Genomic DNA, 24,717 nt, shown 5'->3' with positions numbered 1-24,717 from the left:
CCATAAGCCCCGCAAGTTGCGCGAGCAGCAGTCACAGGTGGCGCGGCACTCATAATGAGCGCAGCGCCGAATGCGCAGTACCTAACGAAGACGGTAAAAAGCATGAATCTTCACGAGTATCAGGGTAAGCAGCTGTTCGCTGAATACGGCCTGCCAGTTTCCAAGGGCTACGCAGTAGACACCCCGGAAGCAGCAGCAGAAGCTTGCGACAAAATCGGCGGCAGCGAGTGGGTTGTCAAAGCCCAGGTCCACGCCGGTGGTCGCGGTAAAGCGGGCGGCGTCAAGCTGGTTCGCAGCAAAGAAGACGCCAAGGCCTTCGCACAGCAGTGGCTGGGCAAGCGTCTGGTGACTTACCAGACTGATGCCAATGGCCAACCAGTCACCAAGATCCTGGTTGAATCGTGCACTGATATCGCTAAAGAGCTGTACCTGGGCGCTGTCGTTGACCGTTCGAGCCGTCGCATCGTGTTCATGGCTTCCACCGAAGGTGGCGTGGACATCGAGAAAATTGCTCACGAAACCCCAGAAAAAATTCTGAAGGCCACTATCGATCCACTGGTTGGCGCTCAGCCATTCCAGGGTCGTGAACTGGCTTTCCAGCTGGGCCTGGAAGGCAAGCAAGTTGCCCAGTTCGCCAAGATCTTCGTAGGTCTGGCCAAACTGTTCCAGGATCACGATCTGGCCCTGCTGGAAGTGAACCCGCTGGTGATCAAGGCTGACGGCGATCTGCACTGCCTCGATGCCAAGATCAACATCGACGCCAACGCCATGTACCGTCAGCCTAAGCTGAAGACTTTCCACGATCCGTCGCAAGACGATCCGCGCGAAGCGCACGCTGCCAAGTTCGAACTGAACTACGTAGCCCTGGAAGGCAACATCGGCTGCATGGTCAACGGTGCCGGCCTGGCCATGGGTACCATGGACATCGTCAACCTGCATGGCGGCAAGCCAGCCAACTTCCTCGACGTAGGTGGTGGCGCTACCAAGGAACGCGTTACCGAAGCGTTCAAGATCATCCTGTCCGACTCCAACGTCGCTGCAGTACTGGTCAACATCTTCGGCGGCATCGTTCGTTGCGACATGATTGCCGAAGGCATCATCGGTGCAGTGAAAGAAGTCGGCGTTAAAATCCCGGTTGTTGTTCGCCTTGAAGGTAACAACGCTGAACTGGGCGCTAAAGTACTGGCAGAAAGCGGTTTGAACATCATCGCGGCTACCAGCCTGACCGACGCTGCTCAACAAGTTGTCAAAGCTGCGGAGGGCAAGTAATGAGCGTCCTGATCAATAAAGACACCAAAGTTATCTGCCAGGGTATTACCGGTTCGCAAGGTAGTTTCCACACCCAGCAAGCCATCGAATACGGCACCCAGATGGTTGGCGGCGTAACTCCAGGCAAAGGCGGCACCGAGCACCTGGGCCTGCCCGTGTTCAACACCGTGAAAGAAGCAGTAGAAGCCACTGGCGCCACCGCCAGCGTGATCTACGTTCCAGCTCCTTTCTGCAAGGACTCGATCCTGGAAGCGGCATTCGGCGGCATCAAGCTGATCGTCTGCATCACCGAAGGCATTCCTACCCTGGACATGCTGGACGCTAAAGTTAAGTGCGACGAACTGGGCGTAGTCCTGATCGGCCCTAACTGCCCAGGCGTGATCACCCCAGGCGAATGCAAGATCGGCATCATGCCAGGTCACATTCACTTGCCAGGTAAAGTCGGTATCGTTTCCCGTTCCGGCACCCTGACCTATGAAGCTGTCAAGCAGACCACTGACGCCGGTTTCGGTCAGTCGACTTGCGTCGGCATCGGCGGTGACCCGATCCCAGGCTCCAACTTCATCGACATCCTGAAGCTGTTCCAGGAAGACCCGAAGACCGAAGCGATCGTAATGATCGGTGAGATCGGCGGTTCGGCTGAAGAAGAAGCGGCTGCCTACATCAAGGCACACGTGACCAAGCCGGTTGTTTCCTACATCGCTGGTGTGACTGCCCCTGCGGGCAAGCGCATGGGCCATGCTGGCGCAATCATCTCTGGCGGCAAAGGCACTGCAGACGAGAAATTCGCTGCACTGCAAGACGCAGGCGTTAAAACCGTGCGTTCGCTGGCAGACATCGGCAAGGCCCTGGCCGAGCTGACCGGTTGGGCTGTCAAGTAAGCCTCGCGCTTAGCTGACGCTTCACCACACAAAGGCCACCTTCGGGTGGCCTTTGTGCTTTCTGGATATAGCCAGATTGACGAATGTGCTCGGTTCAATGTGGGAGCTGGCTTGCCTGCGATACAGACAACTGGGTGCATCAGCCAAACCGAGTCGATGCCATCGCAGGCAAGCCAGCGCCCACAGGGTTCTGTATTGCCCAATTAAGTATGAAAACGCGACATTGAAATGTCGCTTATCGGACAGTCCGCCCCGCAACAGTGCGTTTGTCAGCCTAATTCTGTACTCTAGCCGCCTCTTTATGCGTCCGCGTCCCAAAAGGAAGCTGCGCGCTAGACCGGTCGGTCCCCACAAGGGCCGGCAGCATTTCCCTCATCCATAGGGAAGCCCTCTCTAAATTCCGATTCAGTAGTGTGGTATTTCCTCAAATGAAAGTGTTGAAAAGCCAGGATATCCTGGCGCTGGGCTTTATGACCTTTGCCCTGTTCGTGGGCGCCGGCAACATCATCTTCCCGCCTATCGTTGGTTTGCAGTCCGGGCCGCATGTGTGGATGGCGGCGCTGGGCTTTCTGATCACCGCGGTCGGTTTGCCGGTGGTCACTGTGATCGCCCTGGCCAAGGTCGGTGGTGGCATGGATGCGCTGAGCAGCCCGATTGGCAAGATCGCCGGTGGCCTGCTGGCGGCAGCGGCCTACCTGGCAGTGGGCCCGCTTTTTGCGACCCCGCGCACCGCAACAGTATCGTTTGAAGTGGGCCTGGCGCCCTTGACCGGTGAGAGCCCGTTGGCACTGTTCCTCTACAGCTCGGTGTATTTCCTGGTGGTGTTTTTTGTCTCCCTGTACCCAGGTCGACTGCTGGACACCGTGGGCCGTTTCCTGGCGCCGCTGAAAATCATCGCCCTGGCTATTCTCGGCATCGCTGCGTTTGCCTTGCCCGCCGGTGAGGTGGGGGTTGCCACGCCGGAATACGTTGCCGCGCCGTTCTCCCAAGGCTTTATCAATGGTTACCTGACCATGGATACCCTGGGCGCCCTGGTGTTCGGCATCGTGATCGTCAACGCGATTCGCTCCCGTGGCGTCGAGTCACCCAAGCTGATCACCCGCTACGCGATCATTGCCGGGCTGATTGCCGGCGTGGGCCTGGCACTGGTGTACGTCAGCCTGTTTCGCCTGGGTTCGGGCAGCCATGCCGTGGCCGCGGGTGCCAGCAATGGCGCGGCGGTACTGCACGCCTATGTGCAATACACGTTCGGCTCCCTGGGCAGTGGTTTCCTCGCCGTGCTGATTTCCCTGGCATGCCTGGTGACCGCCGTGGGCCTGACCTGTGCCTGCGCCGAGTACTTCAGCAAGATCCTGCCGCTGTCCTACAAGACCCTGGTGGTGATCCTGGCACTGTTCTCGCTGTTTGTGTCCAACCTGGGCTTGACCAAACTCATTGCCTTCTCTATCCCGGTGCTGACCGCGATCTACCCGCCATGCATCGTGTTGGTGGCCTTGAGCTTCTGCAAAGGGTTCTGGCAGGAACAGGGCCGTATTGTCGGCCCGGTGATGCTGGTGTCGTTCATCTTTGGCTGCATCGACGCACTCAAGGGTGCGGGCCTGGCGGGTTGGATGCCTACGCAACTGGTAAACCTGCCGTTGAGCGAACAAGGCCTGGCGTGGCTGGTGCCGTCGGTGATGACGCTGGTCGTGGCCGTGGTGATTGACCGTATGCTGGGCAAGCGCAGCGAAGCCATCGCGTAACGCGCAGTTGAGCTCTACTGAAATGCCCCGTATCAAACGATACGGGGCATTTTTTTTGAGTCGCTGGCAGTGTCTTTTTTTTGGGAATGGCGTCAAAAATCTCAAGTTGAAAACACTGGTCGGTGTGGGAGCTGGCTTGCCTGCGATGGCGGCACATCGGTTGTGCGCGGTGGTGACTGCAAAGACGCTATCGCAGGCAAGCCAGCTCCCACATTTGGACTGTGTCGGCCCTATCATCCTGTGTACAAGGACCTGCATGTCGTTCGTTGAAGTCAATTGGATCCATTTGATCGCCGCACTCTGGTTTGTCATCTGCTGGGGCGGCTACACCCGTTACGCAACGTGGAAAGCCCGGGACACGGCGTGCCTGGCCAGTGTGTTGCACCTGTACCGTGAAGACTGGATGCGCCGCATGCTGCTGCGCGACAACCGTATCGCCGACGCCAGTGTGATCGGTAACCTGGAGCGCAATGCCTCGTTCTTTGCCTCCAGCACCTTGATCATCCTCGCCGGTATTCTCACGGTGCTGGGGGCTTCGGAACGCGCAGTGTCACTGCTGGCGGACATTCCCATGGTGCAGCAGGCATCCCAGGGCATGTCGGAGATCAAATTGCTGTGCCTGGCACTGGTGTTCGTCTATGCCTTTTTCACCTTCAGCTGGTGCATGCGCCAGTACAACTTCGCGGCGGTGCTGGTGGGCTCGGCGCCCATGATCGGTGAACGGCACGTGTCAGAGCAGGAGCGCAAGGCGTTTGCTTTGCGGGCGGCGCGAGTGATTTCGATGGCGGCCAACCAGTTCAACTTTGGCCTGCGCGCCTATTACTTCGGCATGACCATGCTGGCCTGGTTTGTCAGCCCCTGGTTGTTCATGTTGATGAGTAGCGGGGTGGTGCTGGTGCTGTACCGCCGCGAGTTCCATTCCGATGTATTGCAGGTGATGGTGTATACCCCGACCGATATGCCGGGAGCCGACGTTGTAAAAGACGGCGCACAGTAGCGCTGCAAGCAAATCGCAGACAAAGAAAAAGCCCGCTTTAATCAGCGGGCTTTCTTTTGCTGCAATACTGCTTTAAACCCTGCGATTACTGCTTGGCAGGTTCTGCAGGTGCGGCAGGTGCAGCTTCTTTTGCAGCAGCTTCGTTCGATTCGGCCTGAGCTTTGGCAGCTTCAGCGTTTTCTTTCGCAGCGTCGTTCACTTTATCCTGTGCTTTAGCCATGTCTTGCTGTGCTTGCTCAGAGTGTGCAGCGGCATCTTGGGCTTTGTCTTCGGATTTCTTGTCGCAGGCAGCCAGACCGAGAGCAGCGGCCAGCATCATGGAAATAGCTAATGTCTTACGCATGGGGTGTTTCTCCTTATTGAAGATATCTACTGGCCTTTCGAACCCAAGGGGCCAGCATTAGTTCCTTATGTCCCACAGATATATAGCATGTTTCGTACAGGAACTTTACCCAGTCATTCCAATCCGCCGAATTCACACTAATAAGAGTCTAAAAACAATGACCGAAAACCCTTTGTTAGAGCGTGCCGTGCGCTTCGTTTCGGCCCTGCGCCATTGCCAGGTGCTGGGCGTGACGGTGCATGAAGCCAGCGAGGAGGGCATGACCCTCGTACTGCCTTATGGGCCGCATATCGTCGGTGACCCCCTGAGCGGGGTGATCCACGGCGGCGCGCTGACCTCATTGATGGACACCGCGTGCGGCATGGCAACCCTGTGCGTACTGCCCGAGTTCGAGGTGTGCCCCACCCTGGACCTGCGTATCGACTACATGCATCCCGCCGAACCCCATAAGCCGGTGTATGGCTTCGCGCAATGCTACCGGGTGACCACCGACGTGATCTTCACCCGTGGCGTTGCCTATCAGGATGACCCGCAACAACCTATCGCCCATGTGGTGGGCACATTCATGCGCATGGGCAAGCGCCTCAAAGGCACCCAAGGCTTGGGCACGGTCATCAAGGGAGAGCAGGCATGACGCATCGGTTCAAGACCCGTCTGGAGCAAGCCCTCGATCGTGGCGACTGTGACGCGCTGCTCGAGTTGGTGCCTTATGCCAGGTTGATCGGCATCGAATGCACCCGGCTGGGGGATGAGTTGCTGTTTCGCCTGCCGGCCAACCAGGACAATATTGGTAACCCCATATTGCCGGCGCTGCATGGCGGGGTGATCGCCGGCTTCATGGAGTTGGCAGCCGCCCTGCACCTGATGGTGTTTACGGGCGCTCCGGGCCTGCCGAAAATCATCGACTTCTCCCTGGATTACCTGCGCGCCGGCCAGTTTCGTGACACCTATGCCAAGTGCCAGGTATGGCGCCAGGGCCGGCGCGTGGCCAACGTGGCGATTACCGCCTGGCAGAGCACGCCGGCCGAACCGATTGCCACTGCCCGGGCACATTTCAAAATTGAGGAATTGGTTCGCCCTTGAAATCCTGGTCTTAGTCCCCAACTTTGATGACAACCCGCCGCCAACCCTCAAGGGCGCGGCCACTGCCATCCAATTGGAGTTTGATGACCATGAGTGTGGAAACTCAAAAGGAAACCCTGGGCTTCCAGACCGAGGTGAAGCAACTGCTGCACCTCATGATCCATTCGCTGTATTCCAACAAGGAAATTTTCCTTCGCGAATTGATCTCGAACGCCTCTGACGCTGTCGATAAATTACGTTTCGAAGCCCTGTCCAAGCCCGAGTTGCTGGAAGGCGGCGCGGAACTCAAGATCCGTGTGAGCTACGACAAAGACGCCAAGACCGTCACCCTCGAAGACAACGGTATCGGCATGAGCCGTGACGATGCGATCACCCACCTGGGGACCATCGCCAAGTCCGGCACCGCAGATTTCATGAAGAACCTGTCGGGCGACCAGAAAAAAGACTCTCACCTGATCGGCCAATTCGGCGTGGGCTTCTATTCGGCCTTCATCGTCGCCGACAAGGTTGAAGTCTTCAGCCGCCGCGCCGGCCTTGACGCCAGCGAAGGCGTGCACTGGGCTTCCAAGGGCGAGGGCGAATTTGAAATCGCCACGATCGACAAGGCTGACCGTGGCACGCGCATCGTGCTGCACCTGAAAGCCGGTGAAGATGAATTCGCCGATGGCTGGCGCCTGCGCAACATCATCAAGAAGTACTCCGACCACATCGCGTTGCCGATCGAGTTGCCCAAGGAACAGACCGTTGCCGAAGGCGAAGAAGCCCCGGCGGTGGAGTGGGAAACCGTCAACCGCGCCAGCGCCCTGTGGACCCGTCCGCGTACCGAGATCAAGGACGAGGAATACCAGGAGTTCTACAAGCACATCGGCCACGACTACGAGAACCCGCTGAGCTGGAGCCACAACAAGGTTGAAGGCAAGCTCGAATACAGCTCGCTGCTCTACGTACCGGCCCGTGCTCCGTTCGACCTGTACCAGCGTGAAGCGCCAAAAGGCCTGAAGCTGTACGTGCAGCGCGTGTTCGTAATGGACCAGGCGGAATCCTTCCTGCCGCTGTACCTGCGCTTTATCAAAGGTGTGGTCGACTCCAACGACCTGTCGCTGAACGTGTCGCGGGAAATCCTGCAGAAAGACCCGATCATCGACTCCATGAAGTCGGCGCTCACCAAGCGCGTACTCGACATGCTGGAAAAGCTGGCGAAGAACGAGCCTGAGCAATACAAGAGCTTCTGGAAAAACTTCGGCCAGGTCATGAAAGAAGGCCCGGCGGAAGATTTTGCCAACAAGGAAAAAATCGCCGGTTTGCTGCGTTTTGCCTCGACTCAGGGTGAAGACGGCGAGCAGGTTGTGTCCCTGGCTGACTACCTGGCACGTGCCAAGGAAGGTCAGGACAAGATCTACTACCTGACCGGCGAAACCTACGCCCAGGTCAAGAACAGCCCGCACCTGGAAGTCTTCCGCAAGAAAGGCATCGAAGTGCTGCTGCTGACCGACCGTATCGATGAGTGGCTGATGAGCTACCTCACCGAGTTCGACGGCAAAACCTTCGTCGACGTGGCCCGTGGTGACCTGGACCTGGGGAACCTGGACTCCGAAGAAGAGAAGAAGGAAGCCGAAGAAGTCGCCAAGTCCAAAGAGGGCCTGGTTGAGCGCATCAAGGCTTCCCTGGGCGAAGCGGTGAGTGAAGTGCGGGTTTCCCACCGCTTGACCGACTCTCCTGCGATCCTGGCCATCGGCGAGCAGGACCTGGGCATGCAGATGCGCCAGATCCTGGAAGCCAGCGGCCAGAAAGTGCCGGATTCCAAGCCGATCTTCGAATTCAACCCGTCTCACCCGCTGATCGAGAAACTCGATGGCGAGCAGAGCGAAGAGCGGTTTGGTGACCTGTCGCACATCCTCTTCGACCAGGCCGCCCTGGCAGCCGGCGACAGCTTGAAGGACCCGGCCGCGTATGTGCGCCGACTGAACAAGCTGTTGGTTGAATTGTCGGTTTAACACCGTTGTAGAAAAACCCGCTTCGGCGGGTTTTTTCGTTTGTGCGCACCTCAACTGGAGTGAATCATGAGCCAAGTCACTGTACGTTCCGTGGTCTATCAGATTGATGGCCAGTCTTATGAAAGCCGTCTGGCGTTCGATGCCAGCCACAAGGGCCCGTTGCCGGGACTGCTGATGGCGCCGAACTGGATGGGGGTGAGTGTGGGGGCCGAAGAGATCGCGAAGGCCGTTGCCGGCAAAGGCTACGTGGTGTTGATTGCCGACCTCTACGGGCAAAACGTACGTCCTTCAAATGGCGATGAAGCGGGCGCGGCGATGATGCCGTTGAAGAATGATCGCCCGTTGCTGAACAAGCGCATGCAAGCAGCGTTAGAGCAACTGCAAGGCCAGACTGAGGCAGCAGTGGACACCTCGAAACTGGCCACCTTCGGCTTCTGCTTTGGCGGTTGCTGCTCCCTGGAGCTGGCCCGTACCGGCGCGCCGCTGAAGGCTGCCGTGTCGTTCCATGGCACCCTGGATACACCGAACCCGGCGGATGCGAAGAACATCAAGGGGTCAGTGCTGGTGCTGCATGGCGCCTCGGACCCGTTGGTGCCCCAAGAGCAACTGCCGGCGTTCGAAGATGAAATGAACGCGGCGGGTGTGGATTGGCAGTTGCTGAGCTACGGCGGTGCGGTGCATTCCTTCACCGACCCCCATGCCAATGTGCCAGGCAAGATGATGTACGACGCCAAGACCGCTGCGCGGGCTTTCCAGTCGATGCATAACTTGTTGGATGAAGTGTTCAAGGGCTGATTCCTCAGCGCCTGATCGGACGCCATCGCAGGCAAGCCAGCTCCTACATTCTAAAATGTGTATACCCATCAAATGTGGGAGCTGGCTTGCCTGCGATAGCTATTTCACAGGCAACTCGATTCTTTCTGACTCCCCCGGCACAGTGGGCCAATCCCCAGCCGCCCAACGCTGTCTCGCCTGCTCGATCACCGCCGGATCACTCGCCACAAAATTCCAGTTGATCCGCCGTGGCCCATCCAGCGGCGCCCCGCCAAATACCATCAGGTGGCAATCACTCTCGGCATACAGGGTCATCTCCTGCCCAGTCGGCAATACCACCAAGCTGTTCACCTCCAGGGCTTCACCGTCCAACTGCACCTCACCCTCCAGCACATACACCGCACGTTCCTCATGTTCATCAGGAATCAACAGGGTGGTGGCGGTTTGCATCTGTACCTCGGCATACAGCGTCGGCGACAGTACCGGCACCGGTGACCTGAGGCAAAAACCATCACCGGCGATCAAACGCACCTGCACGCCGAGGTTATCGCTTTTCGGCAAGCTCGCCGCAGGGTGATGGCTGTAGTGTCCCGGCCCGGTCTCGTGGTCCTTGGGCGAGGCCAGCCATACCTGCAGGCCATGCAGGTTGAAGCCACTGGCCTTGACCGCTTCAGGTGTGCGCTCGACGTGGGCAATCGCGCTGCCGGCGGTCATCCAGCTGACATCGCCGGCTTGCACCACCTGGTCCGAGCCAAGGCTGTCTTTATGCTGCAAGACGCCTTCAAACAGGTAAGTAAGGGTGGACAGGCCGATATGGGGATGCTGGCGGATATTCATGCCGTTACCCGGTGCGTAGCGGGTCGGCAGCATGTGGTCGAAAAACACAAAGGGCCCGACGCTGCGGCATTCACGCGAGGGCAGGGGCCGCAGGATAGGTTGGCCTTCTACATCTTCGGGGCGAGGGCGAATCACGGTGAGAGTGGTCATGGGCATCCCAGTCTGAGCGGGTTAGATGCTTTGAGCATAACCCGCTCGATGGGAAGGTGGGGCTATTGGCTGAAGGCACCTTCCGACAATTTTGTCTCGATAGTGACTTCGGCAGTGGTCATCAGCTTATGTACCGGGCATTTATCGGCGACGCGGTGCAGTTCATCGCGCTGGGCGTCGGTGAGTACGCCCTTGAGGGTCAGCTTGACGTTGAGCTTGTATTTACCCTTTTGCTCTTCGGCGCTGTCGTGAGTGACCTCCACGGTCACGCCGGTCAGCGGGATAGCTTTTTTCTGCGCGTAGAGCCTCACGGTCAAAGCTTTGCACGACGCCAGCGCAGCATCGAAATAATCGTGGGGGGAGGGCGCCGAATCGTCACCGCCCAGGCTCTTGGGCAGGTCGGTAAACAGCTCGTGATTATTGATATTCACGCTGTGACGAAAGTTTTCAGCGTTCAGCGTATTGACGGTAACAGGCATGGCAAACCTCATAAGGGCGCAGGATGAAGGTCATGCAGTTATAGAGCATGCTGGCACTCCAGTGTTCCGGTTTTTTCCATGCTGAACCCTGAAGGCTGGCGCAAGGTCTACCCGTATCAGCCCATATTGAGGTTTTACCGTGTCTGGAACCCGCCTGAGTCTTGCCTTGTTGCTTGCCATCAGCAGCCTTGCCGCGCAGGCCCGTGACTATGCCTACAGCGACGCGCACCTGCATTACGTGGATTTCTTTCAGGAGAGCGCCGGCATGGACAAGCTGCTCAAGGCCATGGCGGACAACCGCATTGAGCACGTCATGATTTCCGGGATTCCCGTGGCCAAGAAATGGCACGAAGACGAGCCCAAGCGTCCGCGCTATTACGCCGGTGACGACGCCGATGCTTATTGGTACAGCGCCACGGATGTGATCGTCGCGGCGGCAGTGAATAAACTTTCTCCTGCGCAACGCCAGCACTTTCACCCGTTCCTCGCCGGTTTCAATCCCAACGACAAGAACTCCGCCGCCCACATCCAGCGCATGCTCGACCTCAACCCTGGGCTGTGGCAGGGCATCGGTGAAGTGTTTACCCGCCATGATGACCTCACCGCGCTGACTTCCGGCGACACGCCGCGTGCCAATAACGAAGCCATGACGCGCATCTACCACCTGGCGGCCGAAAACGACCTGCCGGTGATGCTGCATTCCAACATTACCTCCAAACGTGAGCGCAACCCACTGTACCTAGCGGAAGTCGAGCAGCCGTTACGCAACCACCCGCACACGCGTTTTATCTGGGCCCATGCCGGTACCAGCAAGGAAATTCACCGTCATCAGGTGCAGATGGACTTTTTGTTGCCTACCCTGACGCGCCTGCTTGAGGCGTACCCCAACCTGTATATCGACCTGTCCTGGAGCATGCTCACGCCCTATCTGCTGGATGACGCCGGCAAGCCACGGCCGCAATGGGTTGCGCTGGTGGAGCGCTTCCCGGATCGCTTCATGCTCGGCTCCGATGTTGTGGGGCGCTTCAATAAGTTGGGCAAGGAGATGCGCCGTTTCGATCCTTTCCTCGATGCGTTGCCCGAAGACGTTGCCCACAAGGTTGCGCGCGACAACTTCCTCGCCATCCTGCCCAAGCCGCATCGCGATGGCGACGCGCGTTGATATCGCGTTTTGATCTTATGCTCATGACCTGAGGTGCCGATAACGTCCAAGAGACCCGCTGCAGGTGGATGCAGTACTTTTGGAAGGAACCCTGGCATGAATATCCGCAGTTTGAATATCGCCCCTCGCGCCGGCCTGGGCTTTGGTGTGCTGGCGTTGATGGTGTTCGTCTTGGGCGGCTTTGCCCTGTTGCAGATGGCTAATATGCGCCAGCAGTCGGACCAGGTGGAGACCAACTGGCTGCCCAGCGTCATGGCGGTGGGGGAGATGAATCAGGATGTGTTGCGCATTCGGGCGCTGACGTTGCGCTTGCTGGTCAACCGCGACCCCCAGGCGGTGGCGCAGAACGAGCAGAAAATCGCCGAGATCAAAACCGGCTTGCATCACGCTGAAGGCGTGTACGAGGCATTGATCGTCTTGCCTGAGGAGCGGGTGCTGTTTGATCGCTTCAAGGTCGAGGAGCAGCAGTACCTGCAACGCCAGGAGCAGGTGGTGGGCTTATCCAAGGCTAATCGGCTGGAGGACGCCATTGCGGTGGTCAATGGCGAAATGAATCAGATGGCCGACCAGATGGCCGTGACGCTGCGTGAGTTGGTCAATCTGAACAAGTCCAGCGCCAACGAGGCCGCCCGGCTGGCACAGCAGGTGTTCAGCCAGTCGCGGGTCTGGGTGATGGTCATGATTGGCGTCACGGCGTTGATCACGATTGGCCTGGCGGTGTGGCTGACACGCAGCATCGTGCTGCCGTTGGCACAGTCGTTGAAAGTGGCCCAGGGCGTTGCCAGTGGCGACTTGACGGGCGACATCAGGCTCAGTGGCAGCGACGAGCCAGCGCGCTTGCAACAGGCGCTCAAGCGTATGCAGGAGAGCTTGCGCGACACTATCCGGCGCATATCAGAATCATCGAACCAATTGGCGTCGGCTTCCGAAGAGCTCAGTTGCGTCACCGAGGATGCGACCCGTGGCTTGCACCAGCAGAACCAGGAAATCGAACAGGCGGCCACGGCCGTCAATCAGATGACGGTGGCGGTGGAGGAGGTGGCGAGCAATGCCGTGGCCACGTCCCAGGCGTCTCGCGAATCCGACCGTATTGCCCAGCAAGGGCGTGAACAGGTGCAGCAGACGGTGGTCTCGATTGAAGCCCTCGCCACCGATGTGACCGCCAATGTGACCCAGGTCGAAGCGCTGGCGCAAAAGGTCTATGGCATCAGCACAGTGCTGGATGTGATTCGCTCGATTGCCGAGCAAACCAACTTGCTGGCACTGAACGCGGCGATTGAAGCGGCGCGAGCGGGGGATGCCGGGCGCGGGTTTGCGGTGGTAGCCGATGAAGTGCGGGCCTTGGCCCATCGCACGCAACAGTCGACCCAGGAAATCGAGCAGATGATCAGCGGGATTCAGCAGGGCACCGACCAGGCTGTCAGCTCGATGCAGCAGAGCAATACTCGGGCGCGCTCCACACTGGAGATCGCCAAATCGGCGGGCATGGCCCTGGAAGAGATTGCCTCGGCATTCACCTTGATCAACGAACGCAACCTGGTGATCGCCAGTGCCTCGGAGCAGCAGGCGGCGGTGGCGCGGGAGGTGGATCGTAACTTGATGAATATCCGCGACCTGGCGCACCAGACATCGACCGGGGCCAATCAGACCAGTGCAGCGAGCCAGGAGTTGTCGCGGTTGGCGGTGGATCTGAATTCGATGGTGGCGCGGTTTTCGGTGTAGGGCGGGGAACCGGGTTGGCCCAATCGCAGGCAAGCCAGCTCCCACACTGGACCGCGTTTCTTCAAGGTGAGCACGGTCGAATGTGGGAGCTGGCTTGCCTGCGATGAAGGCGACGCGGTTTCAAATCAAACGCAAAAAAAAGCCCCGAACCAGTCGGGGCTTTTTCGTGTGATCAACCTGCGGGCTTACTTGCCCTGCCAGCGCTTGAGTACCAAGGTGGCATTGGTGCCACCAAAACCAAAGCTGTTGCTCATCACGGTGTCGATCTTGGCGTTTTCAACGGTCTTGGTCAGGATCGGCATATCGGCCACAACCGGATCAATCTCGTCGATGTTGGCCGAGCCGGCCATGAAGTTGCCTTCCATCATCAGCAGGCAATAGATCGCTTCGTGAACGCCAGCGGCGCCCAGGGAGTGACCCGACAGGCTCTTGGTGGAGCTGATTTTCGGAGCCTTGTCGCCAAATACCGCACGCACGCCTTCCATTTCCTTGGCATCGCCGACCGGGGTCGAGGTGCCGTGGGTGTTCAGGTAGTCGATTGGGGTGTCGACGGTGGACATTGCCATCTGCATGCAGCGGATGGCGCCTTCACCGCTTGGCGCAACCATGTCGTAGCCGTCGGACGTCGCGCCATAGCCAACGATTTCCGCGTAGATCTTCGCGCCACGGGCCAGGGCGTGTTCCAGCTCCTCGACCACCACCATGCCACCACCGCCGGCGATGACGAAACCGTCACGCTTGGCGTCGTAAGCGCGGGAGGCTTTTTCTGGGGTTTCGTTGTACTGGGTGGACAATGCACCCATGGCGTCGAACAGGAACGACTGGCTCCAATGCTCTTCTTCACCGCCGCCGGCAAATACGATGTCCTGCTTGCCCAGTTGGATCTGCTCAACGGCAGTCCCGATGCAGTGGGCGCTGGTGGCGCATGCGGAGGAGATCGAGTAGTTCACGCCCTTGATCTGGAATGGCGTAGCCAGGCAAGCGGAAACGGTGCTGCCCATGGTCCGCGTGACACGGTAAGGGCCGACGCGCTTCACGCCTTTTTCGCGCAGGATATCCAGCGCTTCCATCTGGTTGAGGGTCGATGCGCCGCCGGAGCCGGCGATCAGGCCGGTGCGTACGTTCGAAACCTGGTCTTCGCTCAAGCCGGAGTCCGCGATCGCGTCTTTCATGGCCAGGTAGGCGTAGGCGGCAGCGTGGCCGACGAAGCGATAGATCTTGCGATCGATCAGTTCTTCGAGGGGCAGGTCAATGGAGCCGGAAACCTGGCTACGCAGACCCATTTCGGCATATTCCGGGTTGAAGCGGATGCCAGGGCGACTTGCACGCAGGTTAGCGGTGACGGTCTCTTTGTCATTGCCCAGGCAAGAAACGATGCCCAGACCAGTGATAACGACGCGGCGCATGCGGATAACCCTTAAAAGTTGTCAGTGGAAGTAAATACGCCGACCCGAAGGCCTTCGGCAGTATAGATCTCGCGACCGTCGACAGTCACCGAACCGTCGGCGATGGCCAGGTTCAGCTTGCCCTTGAGGACGCGCTTGATTTGAATGTTGTAGGTGACTTTCTTGGCGCTCGGCAGTACCTGGCCAAAGAACTTCACTTCGCCCGAACCCAGGGCGCGACCGCGGCCCGGCAGGCCTTGCCAGCCCAGGTAGAAACCGACCAGCTGCCACATGGCATCAAGGCCCAGGCAGCCTGGCATCACAGGGTCGCCTTCGAAGTGGCAAGCGAAGAACCACAGGTCAGGGGTGATATCCAGCTCGGCGACCAATTCACCTTTGCCGTACTTGCCACCCTCTTCGCTGATATGGGTGATGCGATCCACCATCAGCATGTTCGGGGCGGGCAGTTGCGCGTTACCTGGGCCGAACAGCTCACCGCGACTGCAGCGCAGCAGGTCTTCCCGAGTAAAGGCGTTTTGTTTGGTCATGCGAGCTCCTCAATAATCCCATGCGGCAGGGTAGGGCAAATCTTCCCGAACCGAATGAAGCGTTCATGCCTCATAGCGGCAGCCTACACATAGACTATTGCGTTGTAGTGAAAGTCACAGCGGCAAGGCACTCAATGTACACTTGTTCACTGAAATTTTAAACCGGGCCTGTTTATCAGCCCGTTCGGGTGCCTAAGACTGCCCCACTTTCGTCTTTCACGCCAGTCGCAGTTGGCTGATGGCGCGGCGCTATTGCACCCAGCGCTGCAGGATTTGCTGCAAATCCGTGCGTTTGAACGGCTTGGCCAGGTAATCGTTCATTCCGGCTGCCAGGCAGGCTTCGCGATCGCCCTGCAAGGCGTTGGCCGTCAGGGCGATGATCGGCAGATCGGCGCAGCCAGGCAGTTGGCGAATCTGCCGCGTGGCCTCGTAGCCATCAATCAGGGGCAGGCGGCAATCCATCAGGATGGCGGTGAAAATCAAGCTCTCGGCGCTGCGGATCGCCTCGGCGCCGTCCGTGGCCAGGCTGACTTCGAAGCCCAGGCTGCGCAGCATCGCTTCGACCACGGTGCGGTTGACCGGGTTGTCCTCCACCAACAGTACGTGGCGCCCATCGCCCGCGCTGGCTTTGCCAAGCGCATCAGGAGCGGCGACCGGCACATGCTGCTGGTCAATGGCCAGCGGAATCTCCAAGGTGAACACTGAGCCTCGACCTTCTTCGCTCTGGGCGCGCAAGGTGCCGCCCATACGTTCGGCCAGGGTGCGCGCAATCGGCAGGCCCAGGCCCGTGCCACCGTAACGCCTGGAAATGGAGCTGTCGGCCTGCTGGAAGGCATCGAACATCAAATCCAGGCGTTCGGCAGAAATACCGATGCCGCTGTCGCGCACGGTGCAGGTGAACCACAGCAACTCATGGTCCAGGGTTTGCCAGTGGGGCTCGACGGTCACGCTGCCATGTTCGGTAAATTTCAATGCATTGCCGATCAGGTTTACCAGAATCTGGCGGATCCGCGTCGGGTCGCCGCGCACCCGCAGGGCTTCCAGGCCCATGGGGATGGGCAACTCCAGGCTCAGCCCGCGCTGTTGGGCACTGTGCTGGAACGCTTGGGCGCAGCTGCTGATCAGGTCCGCCAGGTTGAACGGAATATGCTCCAGCTCCAGTGCGGCGCGTTCAATGCGTGAGAAGTCGAGGATGTCATTGATCACCTTGAGCAAGTGCTCGGTAGACTCCGAAGCCAGCGCCGCATACTCGGTCTGCTCCTCGGTCATCTCGGTGGTTTCCAGCAGTTGCAGCATGCCCAGCACGCCATTCATGGGCGTGCGCAGTTCATGGCTCATCATCGCCAGGAAATCCGACTTGGCGTTGTTCGCCCGCTCGGCTTCTTCACGGGTCTGGATCAACTGGGCCATGGCTTGTTGCTGTTCGCGACTGGCCTGGTGAAGGCCCTCGGCCAGGTTGTTGATATGCCGCGAGAGGTCGCCCAGTTCCGAGTCATCGACGATGGGCAGTGGCGTTTTGTAATCGCCTTGCTGGATGGCCTTGACCGCATGCCCCATGGCGCTGATCGGCTTTGACAGGCTCGCCGACAAGCGCCGCGCCAGCAGGAAGGTAAACAGCAGGGCGAACAAGGCCAGGATCCCGGCCTTGAACAGGATCTCCTGCTGGCGCTGGCTGAACGCATCATTGGACATGCCCACGATCACCCGCCCCAGGTAGTCCGCGCGGGGGGCCTTGGGTTCGTTGAGGTTGTCCTGGAAAAAGTCATTGTTGAGCTGGATGTGTTGCAGGCGGATCGGTGCCTGGAACACCTTCACCGACAGCGAGCGATCATGTCGCTCGGACGGCTGCTCCACGTACACCAGGATGTTCTCGGCGCTGTCCTGGATCTCCAGGAAGCGTACATGGGGCGTGGCCAGGGTTGCACGCAGCAGGGATTCAAGCACGTCGTTGTTGCCGGAAATCACGCCGTACTCAGTGGCGGGCGCCAGCTGGTTGGCGATCAATTGACCGGTGTGGTCCAGTTCCTGGCGCAAATCCTGGATGCGCACAAAGGTGAAGAAGGTGATGAGCAGCAGGGTCAACAGCAGCGCGGGGCCCAGGGTAATGAGCTGGGTGCGGGTGTTGATATCCCAACGACGACGCAAGGTCATGGACGTTGTTCTCCTTCGGCCAAGCGGGCGGCAACGGCGACTTCATCGACCTGTTCGATGCCCAGTGAGCGTGCGACTTGCGGGTTGCCCACGACTTTGAAGTGTTCAGGGTAGAGCGTGTGCGGCCAATTGGCCGGCGGCTGGTCCAGCAGATGGTCCAGCACGGCGAGCCAGTCGGCCTGATCGCTGTAGGTGCTGGCCAGGCTGCCGGCCCGCACAAAGCCGGCATTGGGCCCCACCAACGGCAGTTGTCGGGCGTAACTGCTCAGCAACAGGTTTTTTACGGTTTTGGGGTTGTACAGGTTCGGATCGTCCAGGCCCAGTAGCACGTCGCTGTTCTTGAACAGGTTTTGCAACGGGCGGCTGTCACTGGTGTTGTCCCAGAGCTGGGGCACGATTTCCAGGCCGATGGGCTTGGCGGCCTGCATCAGTTCGCGCAGCAGGAACTCACTGCCGGCATCGTAAAGCACGCCAACGCGCTGGGCCTGGGGCAGGATATGGACGATCAGGCGCAACTGACGCTCCAGCGGCGGGTCGCTCCAGAGCAGGCTGATTTTCGCCGGGTGCGTGTTGCCCAGGCGTTGCCGGGCCTGGAGGCGGCTGATGCGCAACACCAGAGCGGGCGGCCCCTGGGCATCCTGCAGGCGCCAGTCGAGGCCGGGCAGGTCGAGGAGGATCAAACGGGTGCTGGCGGGCAAGTCCCTGGGCGCCGGCAACTCGTTGAGGGGGGTAAAGCTGACCTGGTCGTTGGGGCGCTGTTGGGCAAGGGCCTGAGTAAAGGCGCGCACACCGGCACCGTCCTCGGCGGCCGTGAGCAGGATGCTGGCACTCCAGGCCGGCGCTGCCAGCAGCAGGCACGCCAGCAGCAGGCCGCGGCGCCACAATCGTGAAACCAGGAGGCGTGTCATCCGTGACTGATCGGCCATGTCAGAAGTCCAGCTCGGCGCTGAAGTAGAGAACGTGGCGATGGTCGTAGTTGTTGTCCGCCCAGGTGGTGGGTTGGTTATCCAGGCGTTGTTGCAACATGCCCGCCAGCTCCACGTTGGTTTTGCCTACGGCAATGCGCTTGGCCACCCGCAGGTCGACCCGCTGGAAGCGATATTGGTTGAGTGCGTCGTCGCCATAGTAGAACAAGGCGCTGGACCACCCCTGGCCCCATTCACGCAGCCAACCGGCCGAGCCGCTGTTACGCGCGGTTTGCGCTTTGTCCAGCGGGTTGCTGGAGGTGGCGTCTACATAAGCATAGGTCAGGCGCAGGCGGTCGGCGCTACTCACGCGCCAGTCGAACTGTGACTCGGCACCGGTGAAGCGCGAGCTGTTGGCGTTACTGGCGATGTACTGGTTGTTGCGCAGCGGCGAGCTGATCATGTCGGTGATTTCGTCATAGAACAGCTTCACGTCGACATTCAGCCCCAGCTCGGCAAAGAAGCCGTTGTAGCCCAGCTCGCGTGAGCGCATCAACTCTTTGTCGAGGTTGCCGGGGCCGCGCGTCACGACAAAATATTGCCCGGCGTTTTGCCCGTAGGTCGGGGAGCTGAGATTGGTGACACGGTAGCTCCAGTTGACGTTGTTCTCGAACATGTCCGGCGAGCGGATGGCCTCGGAGTAAACCGCGCGCAAGCCGTGGCGGGGGTTGATCAGGTAATTGACCGCCACACGGGGCGTCAGCGAGTTACCGCTCAGGTGCGTGTCTTCGTACATGGCGCCACCTTGCAGCAGCCAGTGTTCGCTGGCGCGCCATTCCAGATGCCCGAACAGACGCCAGGTGGTGTCGTCCAGGGTGCCATTGAAGTAGGTCTCGGAGTCGGCGCGGTCGTAGCGGTAATTCATGCCGCTGACCAGGCGCAGGCTGTCGGAAAGGCTGAGCGTGTCCTGAATCTCCACGTCGTAGCGGCTTTCACGGGCGCTCTGGTCGATATCGCCGCACACGCTCTGGTTGGCGCCGTTGCGCCACTGGCCCAGCACCTGATTGGCCAAGGCCTGTTCGGCGGCGCTGCCGGGTGGTGCGGAGCCTTGGCTGTAGGTGTCCATGTGCCGCGCCAGCTGTTCGGCATAGTTGGGGTTGAGCTGCCATAGCTGGGTCAGCTCCGGGCTGAACGAGACCTTGGCGTCACAGGCTTTCCAGATTTGCTTGCGGTCCCATTGCTGTGCCGAACCTTGGATATACAGGCTGTGGTCGGGGTTGAAGTCGAAGTTCCAGCGCAGGGAGCCCGCATAGTCTTTGGCGGTGGCGTCGGAATTGCTACCGCCTTCGGTAATCCCGGCAAACACCGGGGTGTAGGTATAAGGGCGCTGGTTCGTGCCTTCCTTGACGTTCAGTTGCCAATCGAGGCTTTGTTGCCCATTCAAGGTCTGGCTCACCGCCAGGCTGAAACGGTTGAGACGGCGCCCGTCACGGCGGTCGGCGCCGGCTGCGTCGCTGTCAAAACCATCGTCCTGTTGCCCGGACAGGGACAAGCGCAAATCGCCGGTCTCCCAGCCCACACCCTGGCTGGCATAGAAGTCATTGATGCCACGTTCGCCACGGACCACCTTTATCCGTGAACCCTGGCTGTTGGCCGGCGAGCGGGTGAGGATATTCACCACCGCCATCAGTGCATTGGCGCCGTAGCTGACGGTGTTGGGGCCGCGAAAGACCTCGATGCGCTCGATATCCTCCATGGCCACCGGGATATCGCTCCAGTCCACCGTGGCCAGGCCAGCGCGGTAGACCGAGCGCCCGTCGATCAACACCTGCATGCGCCGGGCATCACTGGCGCTGGTGCCGTGGTAGTTCACCGAGGCCTGGTTGCCGCTGGTGTAGCCGACCATCATCCCGGGAACCAGCCGCAGCAGTTCCGAGATGTCCCGGGCACCACTGGCCTTGATCAGCTCGCTGTCGATCACCGTCATGCTGCCGGGCACGGCGGCGGCCGATTGCTTGAGGCGCGTGGCGGTCAAGACCTGGGGCAGCGGCTGGCTGTCGAGGAACAGGTCGTCGGCCTGTGCGCAGGTAGCGCACACCAGCATCAATAACAGTGATGAGCGAGGAGGAGGGCCTAGATACACGGCACGGCCTTGTTAATTGCGGATAGCCGACCATGTTAACCGAGGCGCGGCTATTTGCCAGTCGTCGGACTTGCATTTACTTCGCACACCCGTGGCATTTTCTGACAAAACCGCGAATTGATAGGGGGGCTGGCCGCAAGCCGGGCGCCCCGTATAATGCCGCCATCGCCACTGGTATGGATTAACGGATTGCATATGACTGAACAGCGCCCTATTGCGGTCCTGGGAGGCGGAAGTTTTGGTACCGCCGTGGCTAACCTGCTGGCCGAGAACGGCCACGCGGTGCGTCAGTGGATGCGCGACCCCGAGCAGGCCGAAGCCATTCGCGTGCATCGCGAAAACCCCCGTTACCTTAAAGGTATCAAGATTCATCCTGCCGTCGAACCGGTGACCGACCTGCTGGACACCCTCACGGCTTGCGACCTGTGCTTCGTCGCGCTGCCTTCCAGCGCCTTGCGTTCGGTATTGGCGCCCCACGCCGAACGCCTGGCTGGCAAGTTGTTGGTCAGCCTGACCAAGGGTATCGAAGCCCACACCTTCAAGTTGATGAGTGAAATCCTCACCGAAATCGCCCCTCAGGCGCGCATTGGCGTGCTGTCCGGGCCAAACCTTGCGCGGGAAGTCGCCGAGCACGCGTTGACCGCCACCGTGGTCGCCAGTGAAGACGAGGCCTTGTGCGAGCGCGTCCAGGCGGTGCTGCATGGCCGTACTTTCCGGGTCTACGCCAGCGCCGATCGCTTCGGCGTCGAATTGGGCGGCGCCTTGAAAAACGTCTACGCGATCATCGCCGGCATGGCCGTGGCCCTGGGCATGGGCGAAAACACCAAGAGCATGCTGATCACCCGTGCCCTGGCCGAGATGACGCGTTTTGCGGTGAACCAGGGCGCCAACCCCATGACCTTCCTCGGCCTGGCGGGCGTGGGTGACTTGATCGTCACCTGCTCATCGCCTAAAAGCCGCAACTATCAGGTTGGATTTGCCCTGGGCCAAGGGCTGAGCCTGGAGGAGGCGGTGACGCGCCTGGGTGAAGTGGCCGAAGGGGTCAACACCCTCAAGGTTTTGAAGGCCAAGGCCCAGGAAGTGGGCGTGTACATGCCGCTGGTCGCCGGGCTGCACGCGATCCTGTTCGAAGGGCGCACCTTGAACCAAGTCATCGAGTTACTGATGCGGGCCGAGCCCAAGACCGATGTCGACTTCATTTCCACCAGTGGTTTTAACTGAGGAGCGCGTCATGAACGATCCCAAAGCTGCCCCCCCATACGAGTCGATTGTCTTGCGCATTCTGTGGATGCTGGTGTTTGCGCTGGTGTGGCAGGTGGCGCAATTCCTGCTCGGCGCGTTGGTGGTGGTGCAATTGATTTACCGGCTGGTCTACGGAGCGCCGAACCTGGGCCTGATGAACTTTGGCGACAGCCTCAGCCAGTTCCTGGCGCAGATTGGCCGCTTCGGCAGCTTCCACACCGAGCAAAAGCCCTGGCCGTTCGCCGATTGGCCAACCCCACGTGCGCCCGAAGGCGAAGCGGCCCACAGCGTACCGCCGGCACCGCACCCGGTGCGTGATGAAGAGCCGAAGCTATGAAGGTATGGATTCTGCGTCACGGTGAAGCTGAAGGGCACGCACCCACGGACGCCGAGCGCAACCTTACCGAGCATGGGCGTGCCGAAGTCTTGCGCAGTGCTGCGCACCTGATTGGCCAGCCCTTGGGCGCCATCATTGCCAGCCCTTATGTAAGGGCGCAACAGACGGCGCAGTTGGTGCGCGATGTGCTGGGGTTTCAGCCCGAAATCCGTACTGTGCCGTGGCTGACGCCCGATGGGGATGTTCAGCGAGTGCTGGAGAAACTCGACAGCGATGACGACGTGCTGTTGGTCAGCCACCAACCGCTGGTGGGCAGCCTGATCAGTTTTTTGCAGCATGGGCATCAGCGTCAGCCACAGCCGATGTACACGGCCAGCCTGGCGGAGCTTGAGGGTGATTTTCCGTTGGCGGGGTTGATGAGTCTGGTGGGTGTGAAGAATCCCTAGGCATCGTGCGACGCTGTGGCGAGGGCGCTTGCTCCCGCGACGGCCTGCCGCCGACGCCTATCTCGCTGACACCCCGCGATCCAACTGTGGGAGCTGGCTTGCCTGCGATGACGGCTTGACAGCCGACGCCTATCTACATGACACCCCGCAATCCAAATGTGGGAGCTGGCTTGCCTGCGATGACGACCTGACAGGCGACACTGTTATACCGAGTACATATCCACTGCTGCGGTAACGGCCACTTAGAGTTCCGCCCAACGGCGGGTCACTTTTGGAAAAGGACCCGGAATTCCGGCCAGCGTGGTTCGACGGGGCGCCTGAGATCAAGATCAAGAGCAGATCAAGAGCGGCTCGCTTCGCATCGTGGTTAGCGACAAGCCATTTCCTTTACCTGTGCTATACCGTCAACCAAGCAAGTGCTTGGTCGGCTGTATCTCGGATCACAAAGGAGCGCGTCCCATGCCTGTCGCTTTTCGTTTGCCGTTGCAGGTCTTCTTCGAGCGTGAAGCGCGGCACCCGCGCAAAGTCTTCCTCGTTCAGCCCATCGGCGGCGGTGAGGTGCAGGCCCTCACCTGGGGCGATGTCGGCCACCAGGTCCGTTGCGCTGCGCACTGGCTGCGCGCGCGGGAGTTGCCCCAGGGTTCGCACATTGCCTTGATTTCAAAAAACTGCGCCCACTGGATCATCGCCGACCTGGCGATCTGGATGGCCGGGCATGTGTCGGTGCCGCTTTATCCCAACCTCACCGCGGACTCAGTCGCCCATGTGCTGACTCACTCGCAGGCGCGGTTGGCGCTGATCGGCAAGCTTGATGATTGGTCGGCGATGGCGCCTGGCATCCCTGCGGGTGTCCCGACTATCAGCCTGCCGCTGTGTCCTGACGGGGCTTTCGATTTCAACTGGGCGAACCTGCAAGCCTGCTCGCCGATTCAGGACAACCCGCTACCGGATGCCGACAGCCTGGCTACCATCATCTACACCTCCGGCACGACCGGCCTGCCCAAAGGGGTGATGCACAGTTTCGGCGCCTTGGGGTGTGCTGCCACGCGCGGTACTGAGTTGTTTGGCCTGGGAGAGGATGACCGGTTGCTGTCGTACCTGCCGCTGTGCCATGTGGCGGAGCGAATGTTTGTGGAAATGGCGTCGATCTATACCGGGCAAACCGTTTTTTTTGCTGAGAGCCTGGAGACCTTCCTGACCGATTTGCGCAGGGCGCGGCCGACGGCCTTGTTTGGCGTGCCGCGCATCTGGACCAAATTCCAACTGGGCGTCTACGCCAAAATCCCAGAAAAAAGGCTCGATATGCTGTTAAGCCTGCCTTTTATCGGCAAGCGCGTCGGCCATAAAGTCCTCGCCGGTCCGGGGCTGGATGCGCTGCGTATCGCTCTTTCCGGCGCGGCGCCGGTGCCCGAGGCGTTGCTGCGTTGGTATCAGCGCCTGGGCCTGGATGTGCTGGAGGTATATGGCATGACCGAAAACTGCGGCTATTCCCATGTGTGTCGCCCAGGTGGGCAAACGCTTGGTTGGATCGGCCAGCCCTGCCCAGGCGTGCAAGTGCGTATCGACCCGTCAGGCGAAGTGCAGGTACACAGTGGCGCGACCATGTTGGGCTACTTCAAGGACCCGCAGAAAACCGCGGATACGCTCACCGCAGATGGCTTCCTGCGCACGGGTGACAAGGGCGAGCAGGACGCGGACGGTCGCCTGCGCCTGACCGGACGCCTCAAGGAAATTTTCAAGACCAGCAAAGGCAAATACGTGGCCCCGGCGCCGATTGAAAACCGCCTGGCCGAACATGCACGTATTGAACAGGTGTGTGTGGTCGGCGAGGGGCTCAGCGCGCCGATAGGGCTGTGCGTCTTGTCGGCACCCGGCGAGGACCGCCAAGCCCTCGGCAGTGGTCTTGAACGCTGGCTGGCACAGGTGAACGCGGGCCTGGACAAGCACGAACGCATGGGGCAATTGGTGGTGGTGAAAGACCACTGGGCGGTGGAAAACGGTTTTCTCACGCCGACCTTGAAGATCAAACGCAACGTGATCGAGTCGACGTACGGGCCACAATTGCAAGCATGGAGCGCGCGCGCCGAAACCGTTCTGTGGCAGGATTAGGGTCGTAATAAAACCAAC

The 24,717-nt window shown here is 59.9% G+C and carries 22 protein-coding genes; 14 read left to right on the top strand and 8 right to left on the bottom strand.

The window, feature by feature from the left end:
• Nucleotides 1-102 precede the first annotated feature (102 nt).
• From sucC to MHH62_RS07150, 4 genes are all read left to right on the top strand, one after another.
• On the top strand, nt 103-1,269 hold the full coding sequence (gene sucC, locus MHH62_RS07165; protein WP_003190011.1) for an ADP-forming succinate--CoA ligase subunit beta: 1,167 nt from the start codon (nt 103-105) through the stop codon (nt 1,267-1,269).
• Complete coding sequence (gene sucD / locus MHH62_RS07160; protein WP_003190013.1) at nt 1,269-2,150, top strand: succinate--CoA ligase subunit alpha; 882 nt, start codon at nt 1,269-1,271, stop codon at nt 2,148-2,150. The genes sucC and sucD overlap by 1 nt, the downstream gene beginning before the upstream one ends.
• A gap of 428 nt (nt 2,151-2,578) precedes the next feature.
• Entirely contained in the window at nt 2,579-3,892 is a 1,314-nt protein-coding gene (brnQ, locus tag MHH62_RS07155) for a branched-chain amino acid transport system II carrier protein (RefSeq protein ID WP_003190014.1), read from the top strand.
• A gap of 256 nt (nt 3,893-4,148) precedes the next feature.
• Nucleotides 4,149-4,889 (top strand): DUF599 family protein, encoded by a 741-nt coding sequence (locus MHH62_RS07150; RefSeq protein WP_019816707.1) that lies wholly within the window; start codon nt 4,149-4,151, stop codon nt 4,887-4,889.
• An 85-nt stretch (nt 4,890-4,974) separates the two neighbouring features.
• Here the strand turns inward: MHH62_RS07150 and MHH62_RS07145 are convergent, their stop codons facing one another.
• Complete coding sequence (locus tag MHH62_RS07145) at nt 4,975-5,232, bottom strand: hypothetical protein (protein ID WP_003190018.1); 258 nt, start codon at nt 5,230-5,232, stop codon at nt 4,975-4,977.
• A gap of 157 nt (nt 5,233-5,389) precedes the next feature.
• Here MHH62_RS07145 and MHH62_RS07140 point away from each other — a divergent pair, with 157 nt between their 5' ends.
• The 4 genes from MHH62_RS07140 (at nt 5,390) to MHH62_RS07125 (ending at nt 9,104) form a co-directional block, all read left to right on the top strand.
• Nucleotides 5,390-5,866, top strand: a complete 477-nt coding sequence (locus MHH62_RS07140; RefSeq protein WP_339232741.1) for a PaaI family thioesterase — start codon at nt 5,390-5,392, stop codon at nt 5,864-5,866.
• A complete protein-coding gene (locus MHH62_RS07135; RefSeq protein ID WP_339232740.1) occupies nt 5,863-6,315 on the top strand; it encodes a PaaI family thioesterase in 453 nt (150 codons plus the stop codon). The genes MHH62_RS07140 and MHH62_RS07135 overlap by 4 nt, the downstream gene beginning before the upstream one ends.
• A gap of 89 nt (nt 6,316-6,404) precedes the next feature.
• Entirely contained in the window at nt 6,405-8,309 is a 1,905-nt protein-coding gene (htpG, locus tag MHH62_RS07130) for a molecular chaperone HtpG (RefSeq protein ID WP_014717738.1), read from the top strand.
• A 66-nt stretch (nt 8,310-8,375) separates the two neighbouring features.
• Nucleotides 8,376-9,104 carry a dienelactone hydrolase family protein gene (locus MHH62_RS07125; RefSeq protein WP_102666806.1) on the top strand — a complete coding sequence of 243 codons (729 nt, stop codon included), beginning with the start codon at nt 8,376-8,378 and terminating at the stop codon, nt 9,102-9,104.
• 99 nt (nt 9,105-9,203) lie between these two features.
• On the opposite strand, the gene MHH62_RS07120 is transcribed toward MHH62_RS07125, so the two are convergent.
• Both MHH62_RS07120 and MHH62_RS07115 read right to left on the bottom strand, forming a co-directional pair.
• Entirely contained in the window at nt 9,204-10,070 is an 867-nt protein-coding gene (locus MHH62_RS07120; protein ID WP_020301699.1) for a pirin family protein, read from the bottom strand.
• A gap of 62 nt (nt 10,071-10,132) precedes the next feature.
• Entirely contained in the window at nt 10,133-10,549 is a 417-nt protein-coding gene (locus MHH62_RS07115; RefSeq protein ID WP_014717741.1) for an OsmC family protein, read from the bottom strand.
• A gap of 139 nt (nt 10,550-10,688) precedes the next feature.
• Here MHH62_RS07115 and MHH62_RS07110 point away from each other — a divergent pair, with 139 nt between their 5' ends.
• Both MHH62_RS07110 and MHH62_RS07105 read left to right on the top strand, forming a co-directional pair.
• A complete protein-coding gene (locus MHH62_RS07110) occupies nt 10,689-11,711 on the top strand; it encodes an amidohydrolase family protein (protein WP_032872068.1) in 1,023 nt (340 codons plus the stop codon).
• A gap of 96 nt (nt 11,712-11,807) precedes the next feature.
• Entirely contained in the window at nt 11,808-13,433 is a 1,626-nt protein-coding gene (locus MHH62_RS07105) for a methyl-accepting chemotaxis protein (RefSeq protein ID WP_014717743.1), read from the top strand.
• A 185-nt stretch (nt 13,434-13,618) separates the two neighbouring features.
• Here the strand turns inward: MHH62_RS07105 and fabB are convergent, their stop codons facing one another.
• The 5 genes from fabB to MHH62_RS07080 all read right to left on the bottom strand — a co-directional run bounded on the left by fabB (nt 13,619) and on the right by MHH62_RS07080 (nt 20,565).
• Nucleotides 13,619-14,839, bottom strand: coding sequence for a beta-ketoacyl-ACP synthase I (fabB, locus tag MHH62_RS07100; protein ID WP_003190033.1), 1,221 nt, complete (start codon nt 14,837-14,839; stop codon nt 13,619-13,621).
• 11 nt (nt 14,840-14,850) lie between these two features.
• On the bottom strand, nt 14,851-15,366 hold the full coding sequence (gene fabA, locus MHH62_RS07095) for a 3-hydroxyacyl-[acyl-carrier-protein] dehydratase FabA (RefSeq protein WP_003190035.1): 516 nt from the start codon (nt 15,364-15,366) through the stop codon (nt 14,851-14,853).
• Between the two features lie 249 nt (nt 15,367-15,615).
• Nucleotides 15,616-17,517: an ATP-binding protein gene (locus tag MHH62_RS07090; protein ID WP_014717744.1), complete on the bottom strand. Its 1,902-nt coding sequence runs from the start codon at nt 17,515-17,517 to the stop codon at nt 15,616-15,618.
• The gene (locus MHH62_RS07085; protein WP_020301703.1) at nt 17,514-18,443 is read right to left on the bottom strand and encodes an ABC transporter substrate binding protein; all 930 of its coding nucleotides are present in this window, start codon (nt 18,441-18,443) and stop codon (nt 17,514-17,516) included. The genes MHH62_RS07090 and MHH62_RS07085 overlap by 4 nt, the downstream gene beginning before the upstream one ends.
• Nucleotide 18,444: 1 nt before the next feature.
• A complete protein-coding gene (locus tag MHH62_RS07080; protein ID WP_317147082.1) occupies nt 18,445-20,565 on the bottom strand; it encodes a TonB-dependent receptor in 2,121 nt (706 codons plus the stop codon).
• A gap of 195 nt (nt 20,566-20,760) precedes the next feature.
• Between MHH62_RS07080 and MHH62_RS07075 the strand changes: the two genes are divergently transcribed.
• The 4 genes from MHH62_RS07075 (at nt 20,761) to MHH62_RS07060 (ending at nt 24,699) form a co-directional block, all read left to right on the top strand.
• Nucleotides 20,761-21,786, top strand: a complete 1,026-nt coding sequence (locus MHH62_RS07075; RefSeq protein WP_014717747.1) for an NAD(P)H-dependent glycerol-3-phosphate dehydrogenase — start codon at nt 20,761-20,763, stop codon at nt 21,784-21,786.
• Between the two features lie 10 nt (nt 21,787-21,796).
• On the top strand, nt 21,797-22,144 hold the full coding sequence (locus MHH62_RS07070; protein ID WP_014717748.1) for a DUF4389 domain-containing protein: 348 nt from the start codon (nt 21,797-21,799) through the stop codon (nt 22,142-22,144).
• Complete coding sequence (gene sixA, locus MHH62_RS07065; protein WP_014717749.1) at nt 22,141-22,590, top strand: phosphohistidine phosphatase SixA; 450 nt, start codon at nt 22,141-22,143, stop codon at nt 22,588-22,590. The genes MHH62_RS07070 and sixA overlap by 4 nt, the downstream gene beginning before the upstream one ends.
• Before the next feature lie 459 nt (nt 22,591-23,049).
• On the top strand, nt 23,050-24,699 hold the full coding sequence (locus MHH62_RS07060; RefSeq protein WP_339232737.1) for an AMP-binding protein: 1,650 nt from the start codon (nt 23,050-23,052) through the stop codon (nt 24,697-24,699).
• Nucleotides 24,700-24,717: the final 18 nt, after the last annotated feature.

The sequence above is a fragment of the Pseudomonas sp. FSL L8-0168 genome (assembly GCF_037976155.1).
GTDB classification, from domain to species: Bacteria; Pseudomonadota; Gammaproteobacteria; order Pseudomonadales; family Pseudomonadaceae; genus Aquipseudomonas; species Aquipseudomonas paracarnis.
The sequence above is the reverse complement of the archived record's forward strand: the minus strand, read 5'-3'. Positions and strand labels throughout refer to the sequence as shown.

Bases quoted from the DNA above. Each gene is read 5' to 3' on its own strand.
- sucC (WP_003190011.1), top strand. From the start codon at position 103: ATGAATCTTCACGAGTATCAGGGTAAGCAGCTGTTCGCTGAATACGGC.
- sucD (WP_003190013.1), top strand. From the start codon at position 1,269: ATGAGCGTCCTGATCAATAAAGACACCAAAGTTATCTGCCAGGGTATT.
- brnQ (WP_003190014.1), top strand. From the start codon at position 2,579: ATGAAAGTGTTGAAAAGCCAGGATATCCTGGCGCTGGGCTTTATGACC.
- MHH62_RS07150 (WP_019816707.1), top strand. From the start codon at position 4,149: ATGTCGTTCGTTGAAGTCAATTGGATCCATTTGATCGCCGCACTCTGG.
- MHH62_RS07145 (WP_003190018.1), bottom strand. From the start codon at position 5,232: ATGCGTAAGACATTAGCTATTTCCATGATGCTGGCCGCTGCTCTCGGT.
- MHH62_RS07140 (WP_339232741.1), top strand. From the start codon at position 5,390: ATGACCGAAAACCCTTTGTTAGAGCGTGCCGTGCGCTTCGTTTCGGCC.
- MHH62_RS07135 (WP_339232740.1), top strand. From the start codon at position 5,863: ATGACGCATCGGTTCAAGACCCGTCTGGAGCAAGCCCTCGATCGTGGC.
- htpG (WP_014717738.1), top strand. From the start codon at position 6,405: ATGAGTGTGGAAACTCAAAAGGAAACCCTGGGCTTCCAGACCGAGGTG.
- MHH62_RS07125 (WP_102666806.1), top strand. From the start codon at position 8,376: ATGAGCCAAGTCACTGTACGTTCCGTGGTCTATCAGATTGATGGCCAG.
- MHH62_RS07120 (WP_020301699.1), bottom strand. From the start codon at position 10,070: ATGACCACTCTCACCGTGATTCGCCCTCGCCCCGAAGATGTAGAAGGC.
- MHH62_RS07115 (WP_014717741.1), bottom strand. From the start codon at position 10,549: ATGCCTGTTACCGTCAATACGCTGAACGCTGAAAACTTTCGTCACAGC.
- MHH62_RS07105 (WP_014717743.1), top strand. From the start codon at position 11,808: ATGAATATCCGCAGTTTGAATATCGCCCCTCGCGCCGGCCTGGGCTTT.
- fabB (WP_003190033.1), bottom strand. From the start codon at position 14,839: ATGCGCCGCGTCGTTATCACTGGTCTGGGCATCGTTTCTTGCCTGGGC.
- fabA (WP_003190035.1), bottom strand. From the start codon at position 15,366: ATGACCAAACAAAACGCCTTTACTCGGGAAGACCTGCTGCGCTGCAGT.
- MHH62_RS07090 (WP_014717744.1), bottom strand. From the start codon at position 17,517: ATGACCTTGCGTCGTCGTTGGGATATCAACACCCGCACCCAGCTCATT.
- MHH62_RS07085 (WP_020301703.1), bottom strand. From the start codon at position 18,443: ATGGCCGATCAGTCACGGATGACACGCCTCCTGGTTTCACGATTGTGG.
- MHH62_RS07075 (WP_014717747.1), top strand. From the start codon at position 20,761: ATGACTGAACAGCGCCCTATTGCGGTCCTGGGAGGCGGAAGTTTTGGT.
- MHH62_RS07070 (WP_014717748.1), top strand. From the start codon at position 21,797: ATGAACGATCCCAAAGCTGCCCCCCCATACGAGTCGATTGTCTTGCGC.
- sixA (WP_014717749.1), top strand. From the start codon at position 22,141: ATGAAGGTATGGATTCTGCGTCACGGTGAAGCTGAAGGGCACGCACCC.
- MHH62_RS07060 (WP_339232737.1), top strand. From the start codon at position 23,050: ATGCCTGTCGCTTTTCGTTTGCCGTTGCAGGTCTTCTTCGAGCGTGAA.